The 16,480-nt window shown below is 63.8% G+C and carries 20 protein-coding genes; 8 read left to right on the top strand and 12 right to left on the bottom strand.

The genetic code is table 11. The annotated features are described in order from the left end of the window. Nucleotides 1-45 precede the first annotated feature (45 nt). Complete coding sequence (locus ACTORR_RS21450; protein WP_054883969.1) at nt 46-972, top strand: LysR family transcriptional regulator; 927 nt, start codon at nt 46-48, stop codon at nt 970-972. Nucleotides 973-1,022: 50 nt separating this feature from the next. Here the strand turns inward: ACTORR_RS21450 and ACTORR_RS21445 are convergent, their stop codons facing one another. The 3 genes from ACTORR_RS21445 to ACTORR_RS21435 are packed head-to-tail and all read right to left on the bottom strand — an operon-like array spanning nt 1,023 to nt 2,842. Then, complete coding sequence (locus ACTORR_RS21445; RefSeq protein WP_099815522.1) at nt 1,023-1,544, bottom strand: DUF2937 family protein; 522 nt, start codon at nt 1,542-1,544, stop codon at nt 1,023-1,025. A gap of 9 nt (nt 1,545-1,553) precedes the next feature. Then, nucleotides 1,554-2,327, bottom strand: a complete 774-nt coding sequence (locus ACTORR_RS21440) for a class II glutamine amidotransferase (protein ID WP_099815521.1) — start codon at nt 2,325-2,327, stop codon at nt 1,554-1,556. A 14-nt stretch (nt 2,328-2,341) separates the two neighbouring features. Next, nucleotides 2,342-2,842 (bottom strand): hypothetical protein, encoded by a 501-nt coding sequence (locus ACTORR_RS21435; protein WP_054883972.1) that lies wholly within the window; start codon nt 2,840-2,842, stop codon nt 2,342-2,344. Nucleotides 2,843-2,933: 91 nt separating this feature from the next. Between ACTORR_RS21435 and ACTORR_RS21430 the strand changes: the two genes are divergently transcribed. Further along, complete coding sequence (locus ACTORR_RS21430) at nt 2,934-4,976, top strand: S9 family peptidase (RefSeq protein WP_313364991.1); 2,043 nt, start codon at nt 2,934-2,936, stop codon at nt 4,974-4,976. A 142-nt stretch (nt 4,977-5,118) separates the two neighbouring features. Here the strand turns inward: ACTORR_RS21430 and ACTORR_RS21425 are convergent, their stop codons facing one another. Next, a complete protein-coding gene (locus tag ACTORR_RS21425; RefSeq protein WP_054883974.1) occupies nt 5,119-5,397 on the bottom strand; it encodes a hypothetical protein in 279 nt (92 codons plus the stop codon). Nucleotides 5,398-5,529: 132 nt separating this feature from the next. Here ACTORR_RS21425 and ACTORR_RS21420 point away from each other — a divergent pair, with 132 nt between their 5' ends. The 3 genes from ACTORR_RS21420 to ACTORR_RS21410 all read left to right on the top strand — a co-directional run bounded on the left by ACTORR_RS21420 (nt 5,530) and on the right by ACTORR_RS21410 (nt 6,887). Beyond that, nucleotides 5,530-5,901 (top strand): YajD family HNH nuclease, encoded by a 372-nt coding sequence (locus ACTORR_RS21420; protein WP_023381762.1) that lies wholly within the window; start codon nt 5,530-5,532, stop codon nt 5,899-5,901. Nucleotides 5,902-5,975: 74 nt separating this feature from the next. After that, nucleotides 5,976-6,446, top strand: a complete 471-nt coding sequence (locus ACTORR_RS21415; protein WP_027918659.1) for an RNA methyltransferase — start codon at nt 5,976-5,978, stop codon at nt 6,444-6,446. Nucleotides 6,447-6,548: 102 nt separating this feature from the next. Continuing rightward, complete coding sequence (locus ACTORR_RS21410) at nt 6,549-6,887, top strand: DUF2892 domain-containing protein (protein WP_313364990.1); 339 nt, start codon at nt 6,549-6,551, stop codon at nt 6,885-6,887. 131 nt (nt 6,888-7,018) lie between these two features. Here ACTORR_RS21410 and ACTORR_RS21405 read toward each other — a convergent pair whose 3' ends face one another. Continuing rightward, complete coding sequence (locus ACTORR_RS21405) at nt 7,019-8,227, bottom strand: hypothetical protein (RefSeq protein ID WP_054883977.1); 1,209 nt, start codon at nt 8,225-8,227, stop codon at nt 7,019-7,021. 42 nt (nt 8,228-8,269) lie between these two features. Next, complete coding sequence (locus ACTORR_RS21400; RefSeq protein WP_313364989.1) at nt 8,270-8,719, bottom strand: YcgN family cysteine cluster protein; 450 nt, start codon at nt 8,717-8,719, stop codon at nt 8,270-8,272. A 145-nt stretch (nt 8,720-8,864) separates the two neighbouring features. Between ACTORR_RS21400 and ACTORR_RS21395 the strand changes: the two genes are divergently transcribed. After that, a complete protein-coding gene (locus ACTORR_RS21395; protein ID WP_159411673.1) occupies nt 8,865-9,458 on the top strand; it encodes a nitroreductase family protein in 594 nt (197 codons plus the stop codon). Nucleotides 9,459-9,588: 130 nt separating this feature from the next. Here ACTORR_RS21395 and ACTORR_RS21390 read toward each other — a convergent pair whose 3' ends face one another. The 5 genes from ACTORR_RS21390 to ACTORR_RS21370 form a co-directional block, all read right to left on the bottom strand. Next, nucleotides 9,589-10,521 carry a D-2-hydroxyacid dehydrogenase gene (locus tag ACTORR_RS21390; RefSeq protein ID WP_054887237.1) on the bottom strand — a complete coding sequence of 311 codons (933 nt, stop codon included), beginning with the start codon at nt 10,519-10,521 and terminating at the stop codon, nt 9,589-9,591. Nucleotides 10,522-10,523: 2 nt separating this feature from the next. Then, nucleotides 10,524-10,817, bottom strand: a complete 294-nt coding sequence (locus ACTORR_RS21385) for a YcgL domain-containing protein (RefSeq protein ID WP_054887238.1) — start codon at nt 10,815-10,817, stop codon at nt 10,524-10,526. After that, nucleotides 10,814-11,947 (bottom strand): ribonuclease D, encoded by a 1,134-nt coding sequence (gene rnd, locus ACTORR_RS21380; RefSeq protein ID WP_054887239.1) that lies wholly within the window; start codon nt 11,945-11,947, stop codon nt 10,814-10,816. Before rnd ends, ACTORR_RS21385 begins: the two co-directional genes overlap by 4 nt. A gap of 89 nt (nt 11,948-12,036) precedes the next feature. Continuing rightward, a complete protein-coding gene (locus ACTORR_RS21375; protein WP_054887242.1) occupies nt 12,037-13,674 on the bottom strand; it encodes a phosphoethanolamine transferase in 1,638 nt (545 codons plus the stop codon). 165 nt (nt 13,675-13,839) lie between these two features. Continuing rightward, on the bottom strand, nt 13,840-14,205 hold the full coding sequence (locus ACTORR_RS21370; RefSeq protein ID WP_262108929.1) for a 5-carboxymethyl-2-hydroxymuconate Delta-isomerase: 366 nt from the start codon (nt 14,203-14,205) through the stop codon (nt 13,840-13,842). A 118-nt stretch (nt 14,206-14,323) separates the two neighbouring features. On the opposite strand from ACTORR_RS21370, the gene ACTORR_RS21365 reads away from it, so the two are divergent. After that, the gene (locus tag ACTORR_RS21365; protein WP_262108930.1) at nt 14,324-14,560 is read left to right on the top strand and encodes a YdcH family protein; all 237 of its coding nucleotides are present in this window, start codon (nt 14,324-14,326) and stop codon (nt 14,558-14,560) included. A gap of 123 nt (nt 14,561-14,683) precedes the next feature. Here ACTORR_RS21365 and ACTORR_RS21360 read toward each other — a convergent pair whose 3' ends face one another. Further along, entirely contained in the window at nt 14,684-15,868 is a 1,185-nt protein-coding gene (locus ACTORR_RS21360; RefSeq protein WP_441343877.1) for a trans-sulfuration enzyme family protein, read from the bottom strand. A 126-nt stretch (nt 15,869-15,994) separates the two neighbouring features. On the opposite strand from ACTORR_RS21360, the gene ACTORR_RS21355 reads away from it, so the two are divergent. Further along, on the top strand, nt 15,995-16,456 hold the full coding sequence (locus ACTORR_RS21355; RefSeq protein ID WP_054887249.1) for an Lrp/AsnC family transcriptional regulator: 462 nt from the start codon (nt 15,995-15,997) through the stop codon (nt 16,454-16,456). Nucleotides 16,457-16,480: the final 24 nt, after the last annotated feature.

The raw sequence follows: 16,480 nt of genomic DNA, 5'->3' as shown, positions 1-16,480 counted from the left end.
AGTCCAACGAGAAAAACCGCCGGTCTGGAACAAGAAAAACTGATCATGAACCTTCGCTTCCTCGAAACCTTCGTCTGGGTCGCTCGGCTCAAGAGCTTCCGCCTGACCGCGGAGAAGCTGTTCACCACCCAGGCTTCGGTCTCCAGCCGCATCGCCGCGCTGGAGGCCGACCTTGGCGTGAAGCTGCTGCTGCGTGACTCCCGTGGTGTCAGCCTGACACCGGAAGGCAGCAAGGTGCTGGAGTACGCCGAGCGCATGCTCGACACGGCCAAGGCGATGAAGCAGTCGCTGGACAGCGATCGGGCGAAGGTCGGGCACATTCGCATCGGGGTGATGGACACGGTGATCCACACCTGGATGAGCGCGCTGGTAGCGGAATTGACCGAGCGCTACCCGCAGGTGGAGATCGAACTGGTCGCAGACACCGCGCTGAACCTGCGCGAGCAGTTGCAGAAGGGCTTTCTCGACGTGATCGTGCAGACCGACCTGCTGCGCGAGCAATCGATCCGTAGCCAGGACCTGGCGCGCTACCCGATGGGTTGGGTGGTGGCGGCAGGCTCCGTGTACCACCGCGATTTCGCCTCGCTGGCCGAGCTGGGGCGCGAGCGGATTGTCACCTTCTCGAAGAACTCACGGCCGCACCAGGAAGTGCTCAGCCTGCTGCAGGGCGCCGGGGCCGAAGCGCCGCGGTTGAACTGCGTGAACTCGGTGGCGGCTATTACCCGGTTGTTGCGTGATGGTTTCGGGATTGGCGCCTTGCCACCGGCCTTGGTGGATGCTGAGCTGAGCCGGGGTGAGCTGGTGCTGCTGGAAGGCCTGCAGCCACCGCCGAGCCTGGAACTGGTGGTGGCGTGGCAGACCGGGGTGGCGTTGGTGGATGAGGTGGTCGGCGTGTGCCGGCAGGTGCTGGAGCGGTATGCCCGGGATGTGGGTGGGCAGCGGATTGTGCTGGTTTCTCAGGGTTCGCCTTGAGCGTTGTAGCGCCTGGGAGATCGAGCGCCGCAAAACTCAAGGCGAAAACATCAGCGCCAGCTCTCTTTCACCGCCTTGCGCCGCCCACCCAGGATCACCCAGCCAATCCCCAGCAACAGGCTCTCGACCACGAAGGCCAGCACAAACCCGGCCCCGACGCCCCAGCCGATCGCTTCGGGCACCAGCAGAATCTGGTAGCTGTAGCCCTTGAGCGTCTCTTCACGCAGCTGCGGCTCCGGCTGCACCAGCACATGCCAGGTGCGGCTCACCCACGAGCCTTGCAGCGCCTGCCACTCGTCTTCCAGCAACTGGTTGCGGATCAGCAGGCTTTCGATGCTGTTGGCATCACTGAGGAACACCGGGTCGTCACTGGTCCGGTAATGCCGCACCAGCGCCTGCAGATCACCGTTGAAGAAGCGCTCGGCAGTCTGCCTGAAGCCATCCAGCGCCTGGCGTGACTCGAACAGATGCGCCTCGGCCCGCTGGCTGTAGTCCTTGACCAGCCCGGGCACCTGGATACCGGCCAGCAGGCCGAAGGTGAACAACAGCAACCGCAGGTAACTTCTGAACATGCAGCGTCCTTAGCTCTGGCCTTGCGAAACGCACTCGCCGTGCCGCCATAGCCCCCATTGGCCGGGCTCGTAGCGCCGCCAGGTCTCGTTCTCGGTCAAGGCCTCGGTGGCGATCACCGTGACTACGTCATTGGGCGTGGTTTCGGTGTGAAAATCGACGATCAGGTCGACATCCTTCAAGCGGGCGGCGCCAAAAGGCGCACGCCGGGTAATGTGTACCAGCTTGGTCGAACAGAAACAGAACAACCAGTCGCCGTCGCTGAGCAAGCAGTTGAACACGCCCTTGCCACGGTACCCGGCACAGGCTTCGACCAGCACCGGCAGCAGCTGTTCCACCTCGACCGGCTCGGGGAACGCCGCACGAATGCGGTTGAGCAAATCGCAGAAGGCCGCCTCGCTGTCCGTGTCGCCCACCGGGCGATAGAAGGTCGCTTCGCCCCTGAAGTCGCCCAGTTGGCCGTTGTGCGCGAAGCACCAGTTGCGGCCCCACATTTCACGCACGAACGGGTGCGTGTTGGACAGGCACACCCGGCCGACGTTGGCCTGGCGGATATGGCCGATCACCACTTCGCTTTTGATCGGGTAGCGCTGCACCAGGTTGGCCACCTCCGATTCACTGCTCGCGGCCGGGTCCTGGAACAGGCGCAGGCCGCGCCCTTCGTAGAAGCCGATGCCCCAGCCATCACGGTGCGGGCCGGTACGCCCGCCGCGCTGCATGAGCCCGGTGAAGCTGAAGACGATGTCGGTCGGGACGTTGGCACTCATGCCCAAAAGTTCGCACATGATGGTGGCTCCGCTTACAGGCGTGGCTCGACCCGGCCGCGGCCGCCGCCCGGCACGGCAGGTGGCGGGGCATCGCGGTAGCGATCATTGCGCTCGGCGGCCATGGGCGCCGCCGCGATGACCGCATTGTCCTCGGCCGCACGGCGCTGGGCGGCGGCTTCGGTCTGCGCGCGGCGCTCGCGGGCGCGTTTTTCCAGCGGCCAGCGGATCAGCACGAAGACAATGTACAAGGCAAAAGCGATCATGCCGTACATGGCGAAATCGGAAATCGCCCGCCAGGCGTTGTTGCCGACCTTGAACGCAAGGTCCAGGGCGGTGATGGCAATTGCCGGGGCGAAGCTGTCCTTGACCGGGTCGACGATGGTCGGGGTCAGCAGCAGCACCGCCAGGATCACCCGCAGCGGTTCACGCAGCCAGCGCCACATCCAGCCGGTGAGTTTGAAGCCCACCAGCAGGCAACCCAGGGCGGCGACAGCGTAGAGGCCCCAGGCGAAGGTGTAGTCGTTCTCGATCATGGTGTTCGTGCAAGCCAGGCAAAGAGATGCCTATGATAAACACTTTTCAGGGCGCAGACAGCGTCTCCCTGTCCCGGCCAAGAGATCCCCGATGCCAACCAAACCTCAGCCCCCCATTGCCCGCCAGGACCAGGCCACTGATCCCTACGCCTGGCTGCAACAGCGCGACACCCAGGAAGTGCTCGATTACCTGCAGGCGGAAAACGCCTATCAGGAAGCCTGCCTGGCCGACCAGGCAGCGTTGCGCGAGCAGTTGTTCGAAGAGATCAAGGGCCGCATTCTCGAAACCGACCTGTCGCTGCCCTCGCCCTGGGGCCCCTACCTCTACTACACCCGCACCACCGCAGGCGACGAGTACCCGCGCCACTACCGCTGCCCACGCCCGGCGGACGACTCCAACACGGTCGATGAAAGCCAGGAACAACTGCTGCTCGACCCCAATGCCCTGGCCAACGGCGGCTTCCTGTCGCTGGGCGCGTTCAGCGTCAGCCCGGACCACCGCCGACTGGCCTACAGCCTCGACACCAGCGGCGATGAAATCTACACGCTGTACGTCAAGGACCTGAGCAGCGGTCACCTGACCGCCCTGCCCTTCGCCGATTGTGACGGCAGCATGACCTGGGCCAACGACAGCCAGACGCTGTTCTTCGCCGAGCTGGACGATACCCATCGGCCCTGGCGCCTGCGCCGCCATACCCTCGGCGAAGCGGGTGCGAGCACGGTCTTCGAAGAGGCCGACGGTCGCTTCTTCCTGCACTGCTACCGCACCAGCTCCGAGCGCCAGCTGGTGCTGCTGCTCAACAGCAAGACCACCAGCGAGGCCTGGGTGCTCGACGCCGAAACGCCACACGCGCCGTTCACCTGCCTGGCGCCACGGGTGGAAGGCCACGAGTACTTCCCCGACCACGGCCAACTCGACGGCCAATGGCGCTGGTTCATCCGCACCAACCAGGACGGCATCAACTTCGCACTCTGCCATGCACCGGCCACCCCGGTGCCCAGCCGCGACCAGTGGCAGGTACTGGTGGCGCACCGCGACGACATCATGCTCGAAGGCCTGAGCCTGAATGCCGAGGCACTGACCCTGAGCCTGCGCGAAGGCGGCCTGCCGATCATCGAAGTGCGCCCGCAAGGGCTGGCCCCTTACCGGGTGGAGTTGCCCGATGCGGCCTACAGCCTGTACGTGCAGGACAGCCTGGAGTTCGCCAGCCGCCGCGTACGCCTGCGCTACGAAGCGCTCAACCGCCCGGCCCAGGTGCGCCAGCTGGAGTTGGCCACGGGCGCCCAGCAGGTGCTCAAGCAGACCCCGGTGCTCGGCCAGTTCGACGCCGACGACTACGTCAGCCAGCGCCTGTGGGCCACGGCGCCGGACGGCACCCAGGTACCGATCAGCCTGGTGCGCCGCCGCGAAGACCTGGGCAAGACCGTGCCGCTCTACCTGTATGGCTATGGCGCCTACGGCGAAAGCCTCGACCCGTGGTTCTCCCACGCCCGCCTGAGCCTGCTGCAACGCGGCGTGGCCTTCGCCATCGCCCACGTGCGCGGCGGCGGCGAGCTGGGAGAAGCCTGGTACCGCGCCGGCAAGCAGGCCCACAAGCACAACACCTTCAGCGACTTCATCGCCTGTGCCGAACACTTGATCGCCGAGGGTGTGACCGCCCCGCAGCGCCTGGCGATCAGCGGCGGCAGCGCCGGCGGCCTGCTGATCGGCGCCGTGCTCAACCTGCGCCCAGAGCTGTTCCGCTGCGCCATCGCCGAGGTACCGTTCGTCGACGTGCTCAACACCATGCTCGACCCCGAACTGCCGCTGACCGTCACCGAGTACGACGAATGGGGCAACCCCGAGGAGCCCGAGGTGTATGCGCGCATCAAGGCCTATGCGCCCTATGAGAATGTCCGCGCCCAGGCCTACCCGGCCATGCTGGTGGTGGCCGGCTACAACGACAGCCGCGTGCAGTACTGGGAGGCGGCCAAGTGGGTGGCGCGCTTGCGCACGCGCAAGACCGACGGCAACCTGCTGCTGCTCAAGACCGAGATGGGCGCCGGGCATGGCGGGATGAGCGGGCGGTACCAGGGGCTGCGTGATGTGGCGCTGGAATATGCGTTCGTGTTTGGCGAGTTGGGTATTGCTTGAGATTGCCGGGGGCGCTTTGCGCCCCTTTCGCGACACAAGGTCGCTTCTACAGGAGATCGCGTTCTCTTTGTAGGAGCGGCCTTGTGTCGCGAAAGGGCTGCAAAGCAGCCCCAGGATCGTACAGCGAACGTATTCCCATCAGTCAATCATCCTGCGCCGGCGGTTTCGCCGGTTCCTGGTGCAACCCAGGCAAGTCCTGGTCCTTGGGCGGCCCTGGCACCGGCATCGGCGGCAGCAGCGGCGCGCCTGGCTTGCTGTCGTAGGCCTTGGGCGGGATGCTCGGGGTGATCTGCGGGTAAGGCGTGGGCGTTGGCGTGCCCGGCGCTCCGGGTACCGGGGTGTTCAGCCGTGGGGGCGTGCCTGCCGCTTCAGCCCGGGGCATGGCGGCCATCAGCAGCGCGGCGAGGATCGCATGAAACATCAGCAACCTCCTGTCGGGAACCTCTCTACAGGCTACGCCGATATTCGAGTTTTCGCCTGTCCGCCTGCCCTGCAAGCGCGCTAGACTCAATGGCATAACCGTCATCTGCCTGATCAGAACAAAGGAAACACCATGAGTTCGGCTTCCACCTCCGCCGCCACCGCCCGCCTCGATCGCATCCTCGCCGACGCCAAGCGCGACAAGGAGATGGGCTACCGCGACAAAGCCCTGAAAATGTACCCGCACGTGTGCGGCCGCTGCGCCCGCGAATTTTCCGGCAAGCGCCTGAGCGAGCTGACCGTGCACCACCGCGACCACAATCACGACAACAACCCGCAGGACGGCTCCAACTGGGAGCTGCTGTGCCTGTACTGCCACGACAACGAGCACTCGCGCTATACCGACCAGCAGTACTTCAGCGAAGGCTCGACCAGCACCCCAAGCATCGCCAAGGCCACCCACAACCCGTTCGCCGGGCTGGCAGGCATGTTGAAAAAAGACTGACCGTCACACCAAACCCCGCTGCTGCCGGCAAGCCCGTATAATCGCGCTCTTTTTTTCGCGAAAGGCCCCGGCACGTGGCAAACAAACGGTACAGCTGCATCGGCCTGTTCAACCCAAAGTCCGCGGAGAACGTCGGTTCGGTGATGCGTGCAGCGGGTTGCTACGGCGTCAACTCGGTGTTCTACACTGGCAAGCGCTATGAGCGCGCGCGTGACTTCGTCACCGACACCAAGCGGGTGCACTATGACATTCCGCTGATCGGCATCGACGACCTGCAACGCATCATCCCCTTGGGTTGCACGCCGGTAGCGGTGGAGCTGGTGGACGGCGCACGGCCGCTACCTGAATACACCCACCCTGATCGGGCGATCTATATCTTCGGGCCTGAGGATGGCTCGTTGAGCGAAGCCGTGCGGGGCTGGTGCGAAGAGACCATCTACATCCCCACCGAAGGCTGCATGAACCTCGCCGCGACGGTGAATGTGGTGCTGTATGACCGCATGGCCAAAGGGCTCAATACCCGCTCAGGTCCCAAGTTCAAATAGCCGACTGCGTGTGCACGCTTGCGCGAGCCCGCTGGGCAAACCAAGTGAACGGTCGTTCACGGCTGCTGGTCAGCTGTTAACACTTCACACGGAGGGTTTGCCATGCTCGATATTCATTCCAGGGCTTCACGGGAACACAATGTCCAGGGGCTGGAACGCGCCGGCTCACTGGCAGGCGGCGCCTTGATGTTCACCAAGGGCATGCGCCACGGGGGCCTGATCGGGTTGCTGCAGATGGTGGCGGGTGGCCTGGCGGTAGCCCGGGGAGTCAGCGGCCATTGCGCGACCAAGGCCTGGTGGCAACGGCACCGCCAGGAATATCACCGCCTGCGTTCGGACATCGAGCGCAGTGCCGCGCACCTGAAGGAACTCAAGACCAGTGCCGAGGCGGCTACACAGGGGGTGACAGTGACCGGCAAGGACCCTTTGACGGGCAGCTGAGTCTTGTGACGCCTGCACCGGCGGCCCCTTCGCGACGGTTCGATGCGCCCGCTCCCACAAGTACAACGCTGCCGTGAGATCTGGCACTCTGTCAGTGGGAGCGGGCATGCCCGCGAAGAGGCCGCAACAGGCTAGCGCAGTGCCTTGCTTTGCAGCACCTCGGAGCGGCGCCCAAGCACATTCTCGCTGATCTGCACAAATTCTTCGGTGCTCACACTGGGCAGGCGCATCAGTGCGCGGGTGACATCGTCCAGCGACCGCTTGGCCTGGGTATGGATACGGATTTCCTTGTCCAGTGCCTGCAGCAGCATCACCCCCCGGGCAACCTGAGCCGGGCTGGCGTGCTCGGCACGCAGTTGGGAGACCTGGCCGCCCAGTTTCTGCAAACGTGCCTGGCCTACCTCATAACGGTCATCGCTGATGCCGCCGGCACGGCGCAGCAACTCGGTGGCGTAGTATTCGGTCAGGCCCTGGCCCAGCCAGTCGCTGTTGTCACGTACACGAATCTGCGCAAACAGCTGCACCAGTTCGCGCAACAACAGGCTGCTGCCATTCTCGCTGACCATTGGCCGACTGCTGTGCAAGTAGATGGAACCCTGCGCCGCCGTCGCTCCGCGCCACATGCCATCACGGGCACCCACCAGGAGCAGCTTGGCCGGGTTGCGCGGGAACACGGCCTGCAATTGCGGCCAGACGAAGGTCATCAGGGTCAGGCTGTCCATCCGTCGCATACCCTGCCCGACCGGCGCGGCAACGGTGACGTCGGTTTCGCCGAGGCGGGCGCGGCGGCTGCCAAGGTTCCCCGCAAGCATCCAGCCGGTCGGGCGGTCGAACAGTCGGGACACGTTGTCGATCCGGAACTTGTCCTTGCCGATGCGTGGCCAGGGCGTCTCGATGCTGTTCCAGCCTTCAGGCAAGTCGACCGTCAGGCGTGCCACCAGCTCGGTACCGTCCTGCTGATCGAGGTGCGCAGGCGGCACCAACTGGTCGCCGAGGAACAGCGCCCAATGCGGGGTGATGCGGGAGGAGTAGGCACCGCTGCGCAGCTTCTGGTCCAGTTTTACCCGGTAGCTGAGGCTGGTCTTGCCGTTCGCCGGGTGCCAAACGCCACGCTCGCCCTGCTGCTGCCACTGGCCATCGGCCTGGAAACCACTGTAGGCACCGGCCGTGCCCAGGTCGAAATCCAGGCTGCGCACGGCGCTGCCTTCGGCCAGGGTCAGGCGCACTTCGGCCTGGCCATTGGCAGGCAGCAGGCGTACCTGGTAATCGAGGTCGACCTTTTTTGCCCAGGCCGGCGAGCAGGCCACAAGCCCGAGGAGCAGCAACAACAGGCAACGCATACCGAAACTCCTTGTTCCTCAGAGGCGACGCGGGTGGCGCGTTCAGCTGGCGCGGAAAATCAGATGGTCTTCCCAGTCGTCTTCGTCGACATCATGTTCACTGAGCATACGCCCCGATTGCGATATGCGCTGTTCATGCACCTGTTTGTGGTCGCCGCACACCAGGTGATGCCAGTCGGGCAAGTCCTTGCCCTCGCTGACCAGGCGATACCCACAGGTGCTCGGCAGCCATTTGAACTGGTCGGCCTTGCCAGGGGTGAGCTGGATGCAATCGGGCACATGGGCGAAGCGATTGGGGTAGTCGCTGCACTGGCAAGTATCGAGGTCGAGCAGCTTGCAGGCGATGCGCGTGTAGTAGACGCTGTTGTCGTCTTCGTCCTCGAGCTTTTGCAGGCAGCACAGGCCGCAGCCGTCACACAGCGACTCCCACTCTTGCGGGCTGAGTTGTTCGAGGGTCTTGCGCCGCCAGAACGGCGCGCTGTCAGCGATCATCACAAGGGTTTCCTGCAGTCTTGTTCGGGCCGCGGGGCGCGGCGGCGCCAGTCTAGAGCCTGGCCTTCGGCAACGCCAGACCGCTTGTCAGTGCCAGGCGGACGCAGTAGCGTGCATGCTTTGCCATCCACTTGCAGGAGCCGCCATGAGCGCCACCCCCCGCATTGCCGATTACGCCATCAACGAGCAGTTCATCAACCGCTGGTCGCCGCGTGCCTTCACCGCCGAACCGATCAGCGAAGAGACCCTGTTGAGTTTCCTCGAAGCGGCACGCTGGGCGCCGTCGGCCTACAACTCGCAACCGTGGCGCTTCCTTTATGCGCGCCGCGACACGCCGAGCTGGGAGCGTTACCTGAACCTGCTGGTCCCGTTCAACCGCAGCTGGGCGCAGCAGGCTTCGGCGCTGGTGCTGATCATCTCCAAGACCACCTTCGCGGCGCCAGGCGCCAGCGAAGAAAAGCCGGCGCTGTGGCACACCTTCGATACCGGTTCGGCCTGGGGCCACCTTGCGTTGCAGGCCAGCATCAGCGGCTGGCACACCCACGGCATGGCCGGCTTCGACCAGGCACTGGCGCGCCAGGAGCTGAAGATTCCGGAAGGTTACGAACTGCATGCCATGGTGGCGATCGGCAAGCTGGGCGACAAGGCCAGCCTGGATGAAGCGCTGCAGGCGCGTGAAGTGCCGAGCCCGCGTCGGCCGCTGAGCGAGCTGGCGGCTGAGGGTGATTTCAGCCTGTAAGGCTTGTATCGCCTGTTCCGGGCTCTTCGCGGGCATGCCCGCTCCCACAGGGATAGTGCACAGCCTGAGGGCGGCGCCATACCTGTGGGAGCGGGCGAGCCCGCGAAGAGGCCGGCAAAGGTTAAAGAGGTCAGTAACCCCGGGCGAAGTCGACTTCGCCGCGCAACCCCTGCCCCTCGGCATACGCCCGCACATTCTCGGCAAACAACCGCACCATCGCCGCCGGCGAGGTGGGCGCTGAGCTGTGCCCGGTCAGCAACAAGCCCCAGGCGGTCCAGAACGGATGCCGTTGCGGCAGCGGCTCCTGCCGGCACACGTCGATCACCGCCCCGGCCAGATGCCCCTGTTTCAGTGCCTCGACCAGGTCGGCATCGACCACCGCCGCGCCGCGTCCGGCGTTGATGAACAGCGCCGTGGGCCGGAAGCACTGGAACAGCGCCGCGTCGTACAGGTCATGGGTTGCCGGCGTATCCGGCAACAGGTTGAGCACGTAGTCCACTTGCCCGACCATGCGCGGCAAATCCGCCAGCCCCGCCACTTCGACGAACGGCGCCTGCTCGCGGGCGCGGCTGGCGATACCGTACAGGGTCACGCCAAACGGCACGAGGAACTCGGCCACCCGCTGGCCGATATCGCCGGTCCCGACAATCAATACCTTACGCCCCTCCAGGCTGCGCCCCGGACGGTCATCCCAGCGCCGCTCGACCTGGCTGACCAGGCGCGACAACACTTCGCGCTCGTGGCCGAGCATATAGGTCAGCATGTATTCGGCCATCACCTGGCCGAAAATGCCTACGGCGCGGGTCAGGCGGTAGTCACGCGGCAACCCTTCGGCCAGCAACGGCGTGATGCCGGCCCAGGTGGACTGCATCCATTGCGGCTTGTGGCCCTGGCGCAACAGGCTCGCCAGCAGATCCGGCTGGCCCAGCCAGACCGGGCACTGCGGTGCCTGGCGGGCCAGTTCGGCAGAGTCGTTGCTGGTCAGCACTTCCAGTTCCGGCATCGCTTCGCGCAACAATTGGGCATAACGAGCATGATCATGCTCAGCGATCAGTACACGCATGATCAAACCGGGTCGTTGCGGCGCAGCAGTTCTTCGGGCAGGTGCTCGATGTATTCATCGTCCGGCGGTGGCATCTGCAGGTGGTAGCCCTGGTTGTCGAGGTTCTCCAGGACCTTGGCGATGTCTTCGCGGGCCAGCTTGCGCTCGGGGCTGAGAACCAGGTCGAAAGCATGCTTGGGCGTACCGAAGAACGGTAGCAGGGCTTCGGGCACGCGCTCCAGGCCATCGGCCTTGAGCACATACAGGTACATTTCGTTCTTGCGTGGGCTCTTGTAGATCGAGCAGATACGTTTCATTGCTTGTCTCCGGCACCTGCCAGGTCGTCCAGCAGGGCCTGGCCCATCCGCTCACGGCGCCAGCCGCGCAGCGAATCGGGCAGTTGATAAGGGCCGTTCGGGTAGCCACTCTTGAGCAGGGCTTCCAGGGTTTTCTTGCGCAGCATCAGCTCGGGGGCGATACCCAAGCGCTCGCCTTCGGCCTGGCCGATCGCACGCAGGCGCTTGAGGATACCGGCGGCTTCGATCGGCAGCGGCTCGGGGAGCGGCTGTGGCCATTGCTCGGACGGCAGGTTGCCGGCGCGCTTGATCAGCTCGAGCAGCAAGGCGCCGTCCTGGCGGATGGTGCGCGGGTGCATTTCTTCAATCTTGGCCAGGGCCGACAGGTTATCCGGCTGGCTCTTGGCCATGGGCCACAGCGAGTGTTCCTTGAGGATACGGTTGCGCGGTACATCACGGCTACGTGCTTCACGCTCGCGCCAGGCGCACAGTTCGCGCAGCACCGCCAGTTGCTGGCGGCTCAGCTTCCAGGCGAGCTTGACGTCGCGATACAAAGTCTCGGGTTCGACTTCACGGCGCAGCGCAGCCACCAGCTCGGCGCCGTCTTCCAGCACCCAGGCGTACTTGTCGCCGGAAAGGCGTGGCTGCAGGGCGGCGAACAGCTCGGCCAGGTGCACGGCATCTTCGGCGGCGTAGCTGACCTGGGTTTCCGACAGCGGGCGCTGCAACCAGTCAGAGCGGGTTTCGCCCTTGGGCAGCTCGATGCCCAGCACGTCCTGCACCAGGCGCGAATAGCCCATGGAGAAGCCCAGGTTCAGGTATCCGGCGGCCAGCTGAGTGTCGAATAACGGTTGCGGTAGCTTGCCAGTCAGGCGCAGCAGCACTTCGAGGTCTTCGCTGCAGGCGTGCAGCACCTTGACCACGTTGCTGTCGTCGAGCAGTTCGCCCAGCGGCTGCCAGTCGCCGATCAGCAGCGGGTCGATGAGGAAAGCCCGCTGCCCGTCGCCAACCTGGACCAGGCCGGCTCTCGGGTAGAAGGTGTCGACCCGCATGAACTCGGTGTCGAGAGCCACGAAGGGCAGTTCGCGCCACTTGCGGCAGTGTTCGGCCAGGGTCTGGTCGTCACGGATCCAGTGTATTTCGATGGCCACAAGGCTCTCCCACAAACATTGGCGCGCAGTATATACGGCGCGGGCCCTGCTGGTGAAACCTGCGCCATCCCTGGATTAGATGAACGGCCTCAACGCTGGGCTGCCAGCCACGGCCGGCAGCTGGCAAACACGTCCAGCGACTGCTGGTAGACCTCGGTGTGCACCTGTAGCAGGCCCAGCATCGAGTGGAACAGGTTGTCCTGCGACAACGGCGCATCGCTGAGCTTGGCCAGGCAATCGGTGTCGATGCCAAAGTCTTGCTTGTAGCTGTCGGAGAACCAGGTCAGCAGCGGCACATGCTTTTGTTGTTCCGGAGCAATGGCATAGGGGGTGCCGTGCAGGAACAGGTTGTACTCGCCCAGCGACTCGCCATGGTCGGACAGGTAGATCATCGCCGTGTCGACCTTGTCCTGCTTGCTGCGCAGGGTATCGATCAGCGAAGACAGCACTTTGTCAGTGTAGGCCAGGGTGTTGTCGTAGCCGTTGATGATCTCCTGCTCGCTGCACTGGTTCAGCGCGTTGCTCTGGCACACCGGGGTGAAGCGCTCGCCGTCTTGAGGGTAGCGCTTGAAGTATTCGGGGCCGTGGCTGCCCATCTGGTGCAGTACCAGCACGGTATCCTTGTCGAGGTTGTCGATCAGCTCGCCCAGGCCTTGCAGGAGGATTTCATCATGGCATTCGCCGCTGGCGCACAGCTGCGGATCCTTGAGGTTGCTGACGTCGATGAACTGCACGCGGTCGCAGGTGCCCTTGCAGCCCGACTGGTTGTCGCGCCACTGCACGGCCAGGCCGGCACGCTGGAGGATATCCAGCAGCCCCTCGCGGTTCTTCGCCACCCGGGCGTCGTATTCCTTGCGCTTCATGCCGGAGAACATGCACGGCACCGAGACGGCGGTTTCAGTCCCGCAGGAATGCACATCGGAGAAGCTCAGCAGGCCTTGCTCCCGGGCCAGGTTCGGGGTGGTATCGCGCGGATAGCCGAGCACGCCGAAGTGGTCGGCACGGGCGCTTTCGCCGACGACCAGCACGGTCAGCGATTTGCGCTCGTGCTTCTGCCAGGCCAAGTCGCGCTTGGCATCTTCGCCATAATTCTGGAATGGGCGCGCTGCAGTACCGACGCGCTCGTTGACATAACCGATGGTCGCGCCGACGACATTGCTCGGGGTGAGCATCAGGCGCAGTTCATGGTGGTTGCGAAACAGCGACGAAAGCCCTTGATAATTGACCAGTGCCACCGAGCCCAGCGCCACCACGCAGGCGCCGCTGACCACCAGTTTGCCGAGCAATTCGCGGTGCCACGGGCGGTAGGCGATCTTCGTCTTCCACAACATGACCGACGGCAATACACCAAGCAGCAGAATATAGGCAGCGAACTTGAAAGACATCAGGTCGCGCACTTCCGTAACGTTGGTTTCGGCCATGTTGCGGAACATGCCAGCGTCAATAAGCACGCCGTATTGGTTCATGAAGTAGGCAGCACTTGCACCACTGATGAACAACACGATCAATAACGGCTTCAATACATAACGGAAGGCGAACAGCGTCAACACCAGGTTGAACGCGAACAACATCAGCACGGCGAACGCCAGGCTCAGCCAAAGCCCCGTCATCCCGGCAGGCACCACCTCTTGCAGGTGCTCCCAGAGGAACATGTTGAGACCCACCAGCAGGTAAACGCTGGCCAACAGCGTGACCCATTCAGTCCGCAGGGATTTGAAGTTGAGCATCGGCATTCGCAATCGAGAGTAATTATCACCCACAGGCCGGATGGTACTGTGGGAAAGTCGGGCGAACTCTAGAAAGCGCACCATCAATTTTTCGTGAAAAAGACGGTAACAATTTCGTAAGCCGATGCATTTTTTTACATTAAATCAACTTCATTCAGCAGCCGTTCAGCCGTGCAGACGCGCCTTGGCATAAGGTTCGCGGTCAATGTCGAGCACTTCCACGCACAACTGAGTGTCCACTCCGGCCTTGGCCGGGATCGCTTCGCGCAACACCTCGAGCAAGCCGTTCGACAGTTGCTGCTTCACCTCGGGCGAGCGCCCGCTGAGGATGGCCAGGCGCACATGGGCGAACGCTCGCTCACCCGGCGCGGTACCCACCCGGTACTGACTGAAGGCCTCGGCCCGGCTCTTGATGTCGCCCTCGTCGGCAAACTGGCCGCTGCCCACCAGGGCGTGGTTCAGGCGCAGCAACAGCACATCGACATTGAGTTCGCGCAGGTTGTCGCTGTATTCCAGGTTCAGGTGAGGCATGGCGCAGGCTCCAGGCACAAAGGAAGGATGCGACAGCCTACCCCAGTCCCCCACCTGCGCAAAGGCGGCTATCCTCAAAGGTCAGGACCTTACCGACAACCCTGACAGAGGTGAAGAAATGCCAGTTCCGCATGATCTGCTCGCTGACCTGCACATTACCGCTGACGCATTCCAGGCGCTCATAGACAAGGACCAGGACCTTCACAAGCTGCACAAGGAATACAACACCAAGGACAAAGAGGTGCTGGCCGCCGAGGCCAATGGCACCAACGACGAAGCGGTCAACCGCCTGCGCAAGGAAAGGCTGCTGATCAAGGACAAGATCGAACGGATCATTCATCCGCCCAAGTCCTGATATTTCTCTATTGAACTCACCGGCCTCTTCGCGGCTGAAGCCGCTCCCACAGGGACCGCGCATAACCTGAGGGCTGCGCTGTACCTGTGGGAGCGGCTTCAGCCGCGAAGGGGCCGGTAACCCTCACACAGCCGCTGAAGCCTTCAGCGCGCCATCCAGGTCTTCGATCAGGTCGCGATAATCCTCGATCCCCACCGACAACCGCAGCAGGTTCTCGCTGATCCCCATCTCGCCCTTCTGCGCCGGGCTCAACGAGTTGTGCGACATGCTCCACGAGTGGTTGATCATGCTTTCCACCCCGCCCAGCGAGTCGGCCAGCACGAAGATCTCCAAGGCCTCGATCAACCGGTTGAGCGCCGCCCGGTCTGCACCTTTGACTTTCATCGCCACCACCGCCCCGCCACTGCGCATCTGCCGCTGGCACAGTGCGTGTTGCGGGTGGCTTTCAAGCCCCGGGTAGAACACCTGCTCGACCTGCGGGTGGGCTTCGAGGAAGCGCGCCACCTGCAGCGCGTTGGCGCACTGGCGCTCCATGCGCACATCCAGGGTCTTCAGCCCGCGCAGGGCCAGGTAGCAGTCGAACGGCCCCTGGATCGCCCCGACCGCCATGCTGATCTTGCGCAGCCGGGCCAGCAGCTCGTCATTGGCGGCGACCACCACGCCCCCGGTGAGATCGGAGTGGCCGCCGATGTACTTGCTCGCCGAGTGCATCACCAGGTCTACGCCGAGGGTGATCGGGCGCTGGTTCCACGGCGAGCAGAAGGTGTTGTCGATGCAGGTGAGGATGCCCCGGGCACGGGCCAGGTCGCACACTGCCTTGATGTCCACCAGGTGCAGCAACGGGTTGGTCGGGGACTCGATCCAGATCAGCTGGGTTTGCGGCTTGATTGCTGCAGCCACCGCCTCGACATCATTCAGGTCGACATACGTGGTGGTCAGGCCCGAGGTGCGCCCGCGGTAGTCTTCAAGGATGCGGAAGGTGCCGCCGTAAACACCATTCATCACCACCACGTGGGCGTCCTTGGGCAGCAGCTCGAGCACGGTGGCGGTGGCATTCACACCCGATGCACAGGCCACCGCACCGACGCCTTCCTCCAGCGCGGCAACACAGCTCTCATAGACATGCCGGGTCGGGTTGCCGACACGGCTGTAGGCGTATTCGGGATTATCGTCCAGGCTGCGCTTGATGTAGGAGCTGGCGGTATAGATGGGCGGGAAAATGGCGTTTGCGGCAACGCTGGACTGCTCGCCGGCGTGGATGGTACGGGTGGCGAAATTACGCGGCTTGTCAGACATGGTCAGGCCCATTGGCAGGATTCAAGCCTGCAACTATGGCAATTACCTGGCGTGGCGGCAATGCCCGCTCGGTGCAGGAAATTTTCCTAGGCCTGGGGTAATCTGGGGAAAATTTTTCTCGGTGAAGTTTTCCCGGCCATGGACACCTTCGATCAGCACATTCTCACCCTGTTGCAGCGCGACGCCTCGATCTCGCTCAAGGACCTGGCCGAGGCGGTCAACCTGTCGACCACACCGTGCTGGAAGCGGGTCAAACGCCTTGAAGAAGACGGCTACATCCTCGGCCGCGTCGCCCTGCTGGACCCGGTGCGCCTGGGGCTGGGGCTGACCGTGTTCGTCCAGCTCAAGACCCAGCGCCACGACAGCGCCTGGCTGGAGCAGTTCGCAGCGACGGTGCAGGGGTTCGAGGAGGTGATGGAGTTCTACCGGATGTCCGGGGACTGGGACTACATGCTGCGGGTGGTGGTGGGTGACATCGCGGCGTATGACCGCTTCTACAAAAAGCTGATTACCAGCACTGAGGGGCTGTCCAACATCACCTCCAGTTTTGCCATGGAGCAGATGAAGTACACCACGGCCTTGCCGGTGCACCGATCCTGAATCGGCGCTGGATGCTTCGCGGCT

Source organism: Pseudomonas sp. SAR267 (assembly GCF_052077595.1).
Taxonomy (GTDB): domain Bacteria; phylum Pseudomonadota; class Gammaproteobacteria; order Pseudomonadales; family Pseudomonadaceae; genus Aquipseudomonas; species Aquipseudomonas vlassakiae.
The sequence above is the reverse complement of the archived record's forward strand: the minus strand, read 5'-3'. Positions and strand labels throughout refer to the sequence as shown.

Coding starts and splice junctions, on each gene's coding strand:
- ACTORR_RS21450 (WP_054883969.1), top strand. CDS start 46: ATGAACCTTCGCTTCCTCGAAACCTTCGTCTGGGTCGCTCGGCTCAAG.
- ACTORR_RS21445 (WP_099815522.1), bottom strand. CDS start 1,544: ATGTTCAGAAGTTACCTGCGGTTGCTGTTGTTCACCTTCGGCCTGCTG.
- ACTORR_RS21440 (WP_099815521.1), bottom strand. CDS start 2,327: ATGTGCGAACTTTTGGGCATGAGTGCCAACGTCCCGACCGACATCGTC.
- ACTORR_RS21435 (WP_054883972.1), bottom strand. CDS start 2,842: ATGATCGAGAACGACTACACCTTCGCCTGGGGCCTCTACGCTGTCGCC.
- ACTORR_RS21430 (WP_313364991.1), top strand. CDS start 2,934: ATGCCAACCAAACCTCAGCCCCCCATTGCCCGCCAGGACCAGGCCACT.
- ACTORR_RS21425 (WP_054883974.1), bottom strand. CDS start 5,397: ATGTTTCATGCGATCCTCGCCGCGCTGCTGATGGCCGCCATGCCCCGG.
- ACTORR_RS21420 (WP_023381762.1), top strand. CDS start 5,530: ATGAGTTCGGCTTCCACCTCCGCCGCCACCGCCCGCCTCGATCGCATC.
- ACTORR_RS21410 (WP_313364990.1), top strand. CDS start 6,549: ATGCTCGATATTCATTCCAGGGCTTCACGGGAACACAATGTCCAGGGG.
- ACTORR_RS21405 (WP_054883977.1), bottom strand. CDS start 8,227: ATGCGTTGCCTGTTGTTGCTGCTCCTCGGGCTTGTGGCCTGCTCGCCG.
- ACTORR_RS21400 (WP_313364989.1), bottom strand. CDS start 8,719: ATGATCGCTGACAGCGCGCCGTTCTGGCGGCGCAAGACCCTCGAACAA.
- ACTORR_RS21395 (WP_159411673.1), top strand. CDS start 8,865: ATGAGCGCCACCCCCCGCATTGCCGATTACGCCATCAACGAGCAGTTC.
- ACTORR_RS21390 (WP_054887237.1), bottom strand. CDS start 10,521: ATGCGTGTACTGATCGCTGAGCATGATCATGCTCGTTATGCCCAATTG.
- ACTORR_RS21385 (WP_054887238.1), bottom strand. CDS start 10,817: ATGAAACGTATCTGCTCGATCTACAAGAGCCCACGCAAGAACGAAATG.
- ACTORR_RS21375 (WP_054887242.1), bottom strand. CDS start 13,674: ATGCTCAACTTCAAATCCCTGCGGACTGAATGGGTCACGCTGTTGGCC.
- ACTORR_RS21370 (WP_262108929.1), bottom strand. CDS start 14,205: ATGCCTCACCTGAACCTGGAATACAGCGACAACCTGCGCGAACTCAAT.
- ACTORR_RS21365 (WP_262108930.1), top strand. CDS start 14,324: ATGCCAGTTCCGCATGATCTGCTCGCTGACCTGCACATTACCGCTGAC.
- ACTORR_RS21360 (WP_441343877.1), bottom strand. CDS start 15,868: ATGGGCCTGACCATGTCTGACAAGCCGCGTAATTTCGCCACCCGTACC.
- ACTORR_RS21355 (WP_054887249.1), top strand. CDS start 15,995: ATGGACACCTTCGATCAGCACATTCTCACCCTGTTGCAGCGCGACGCC.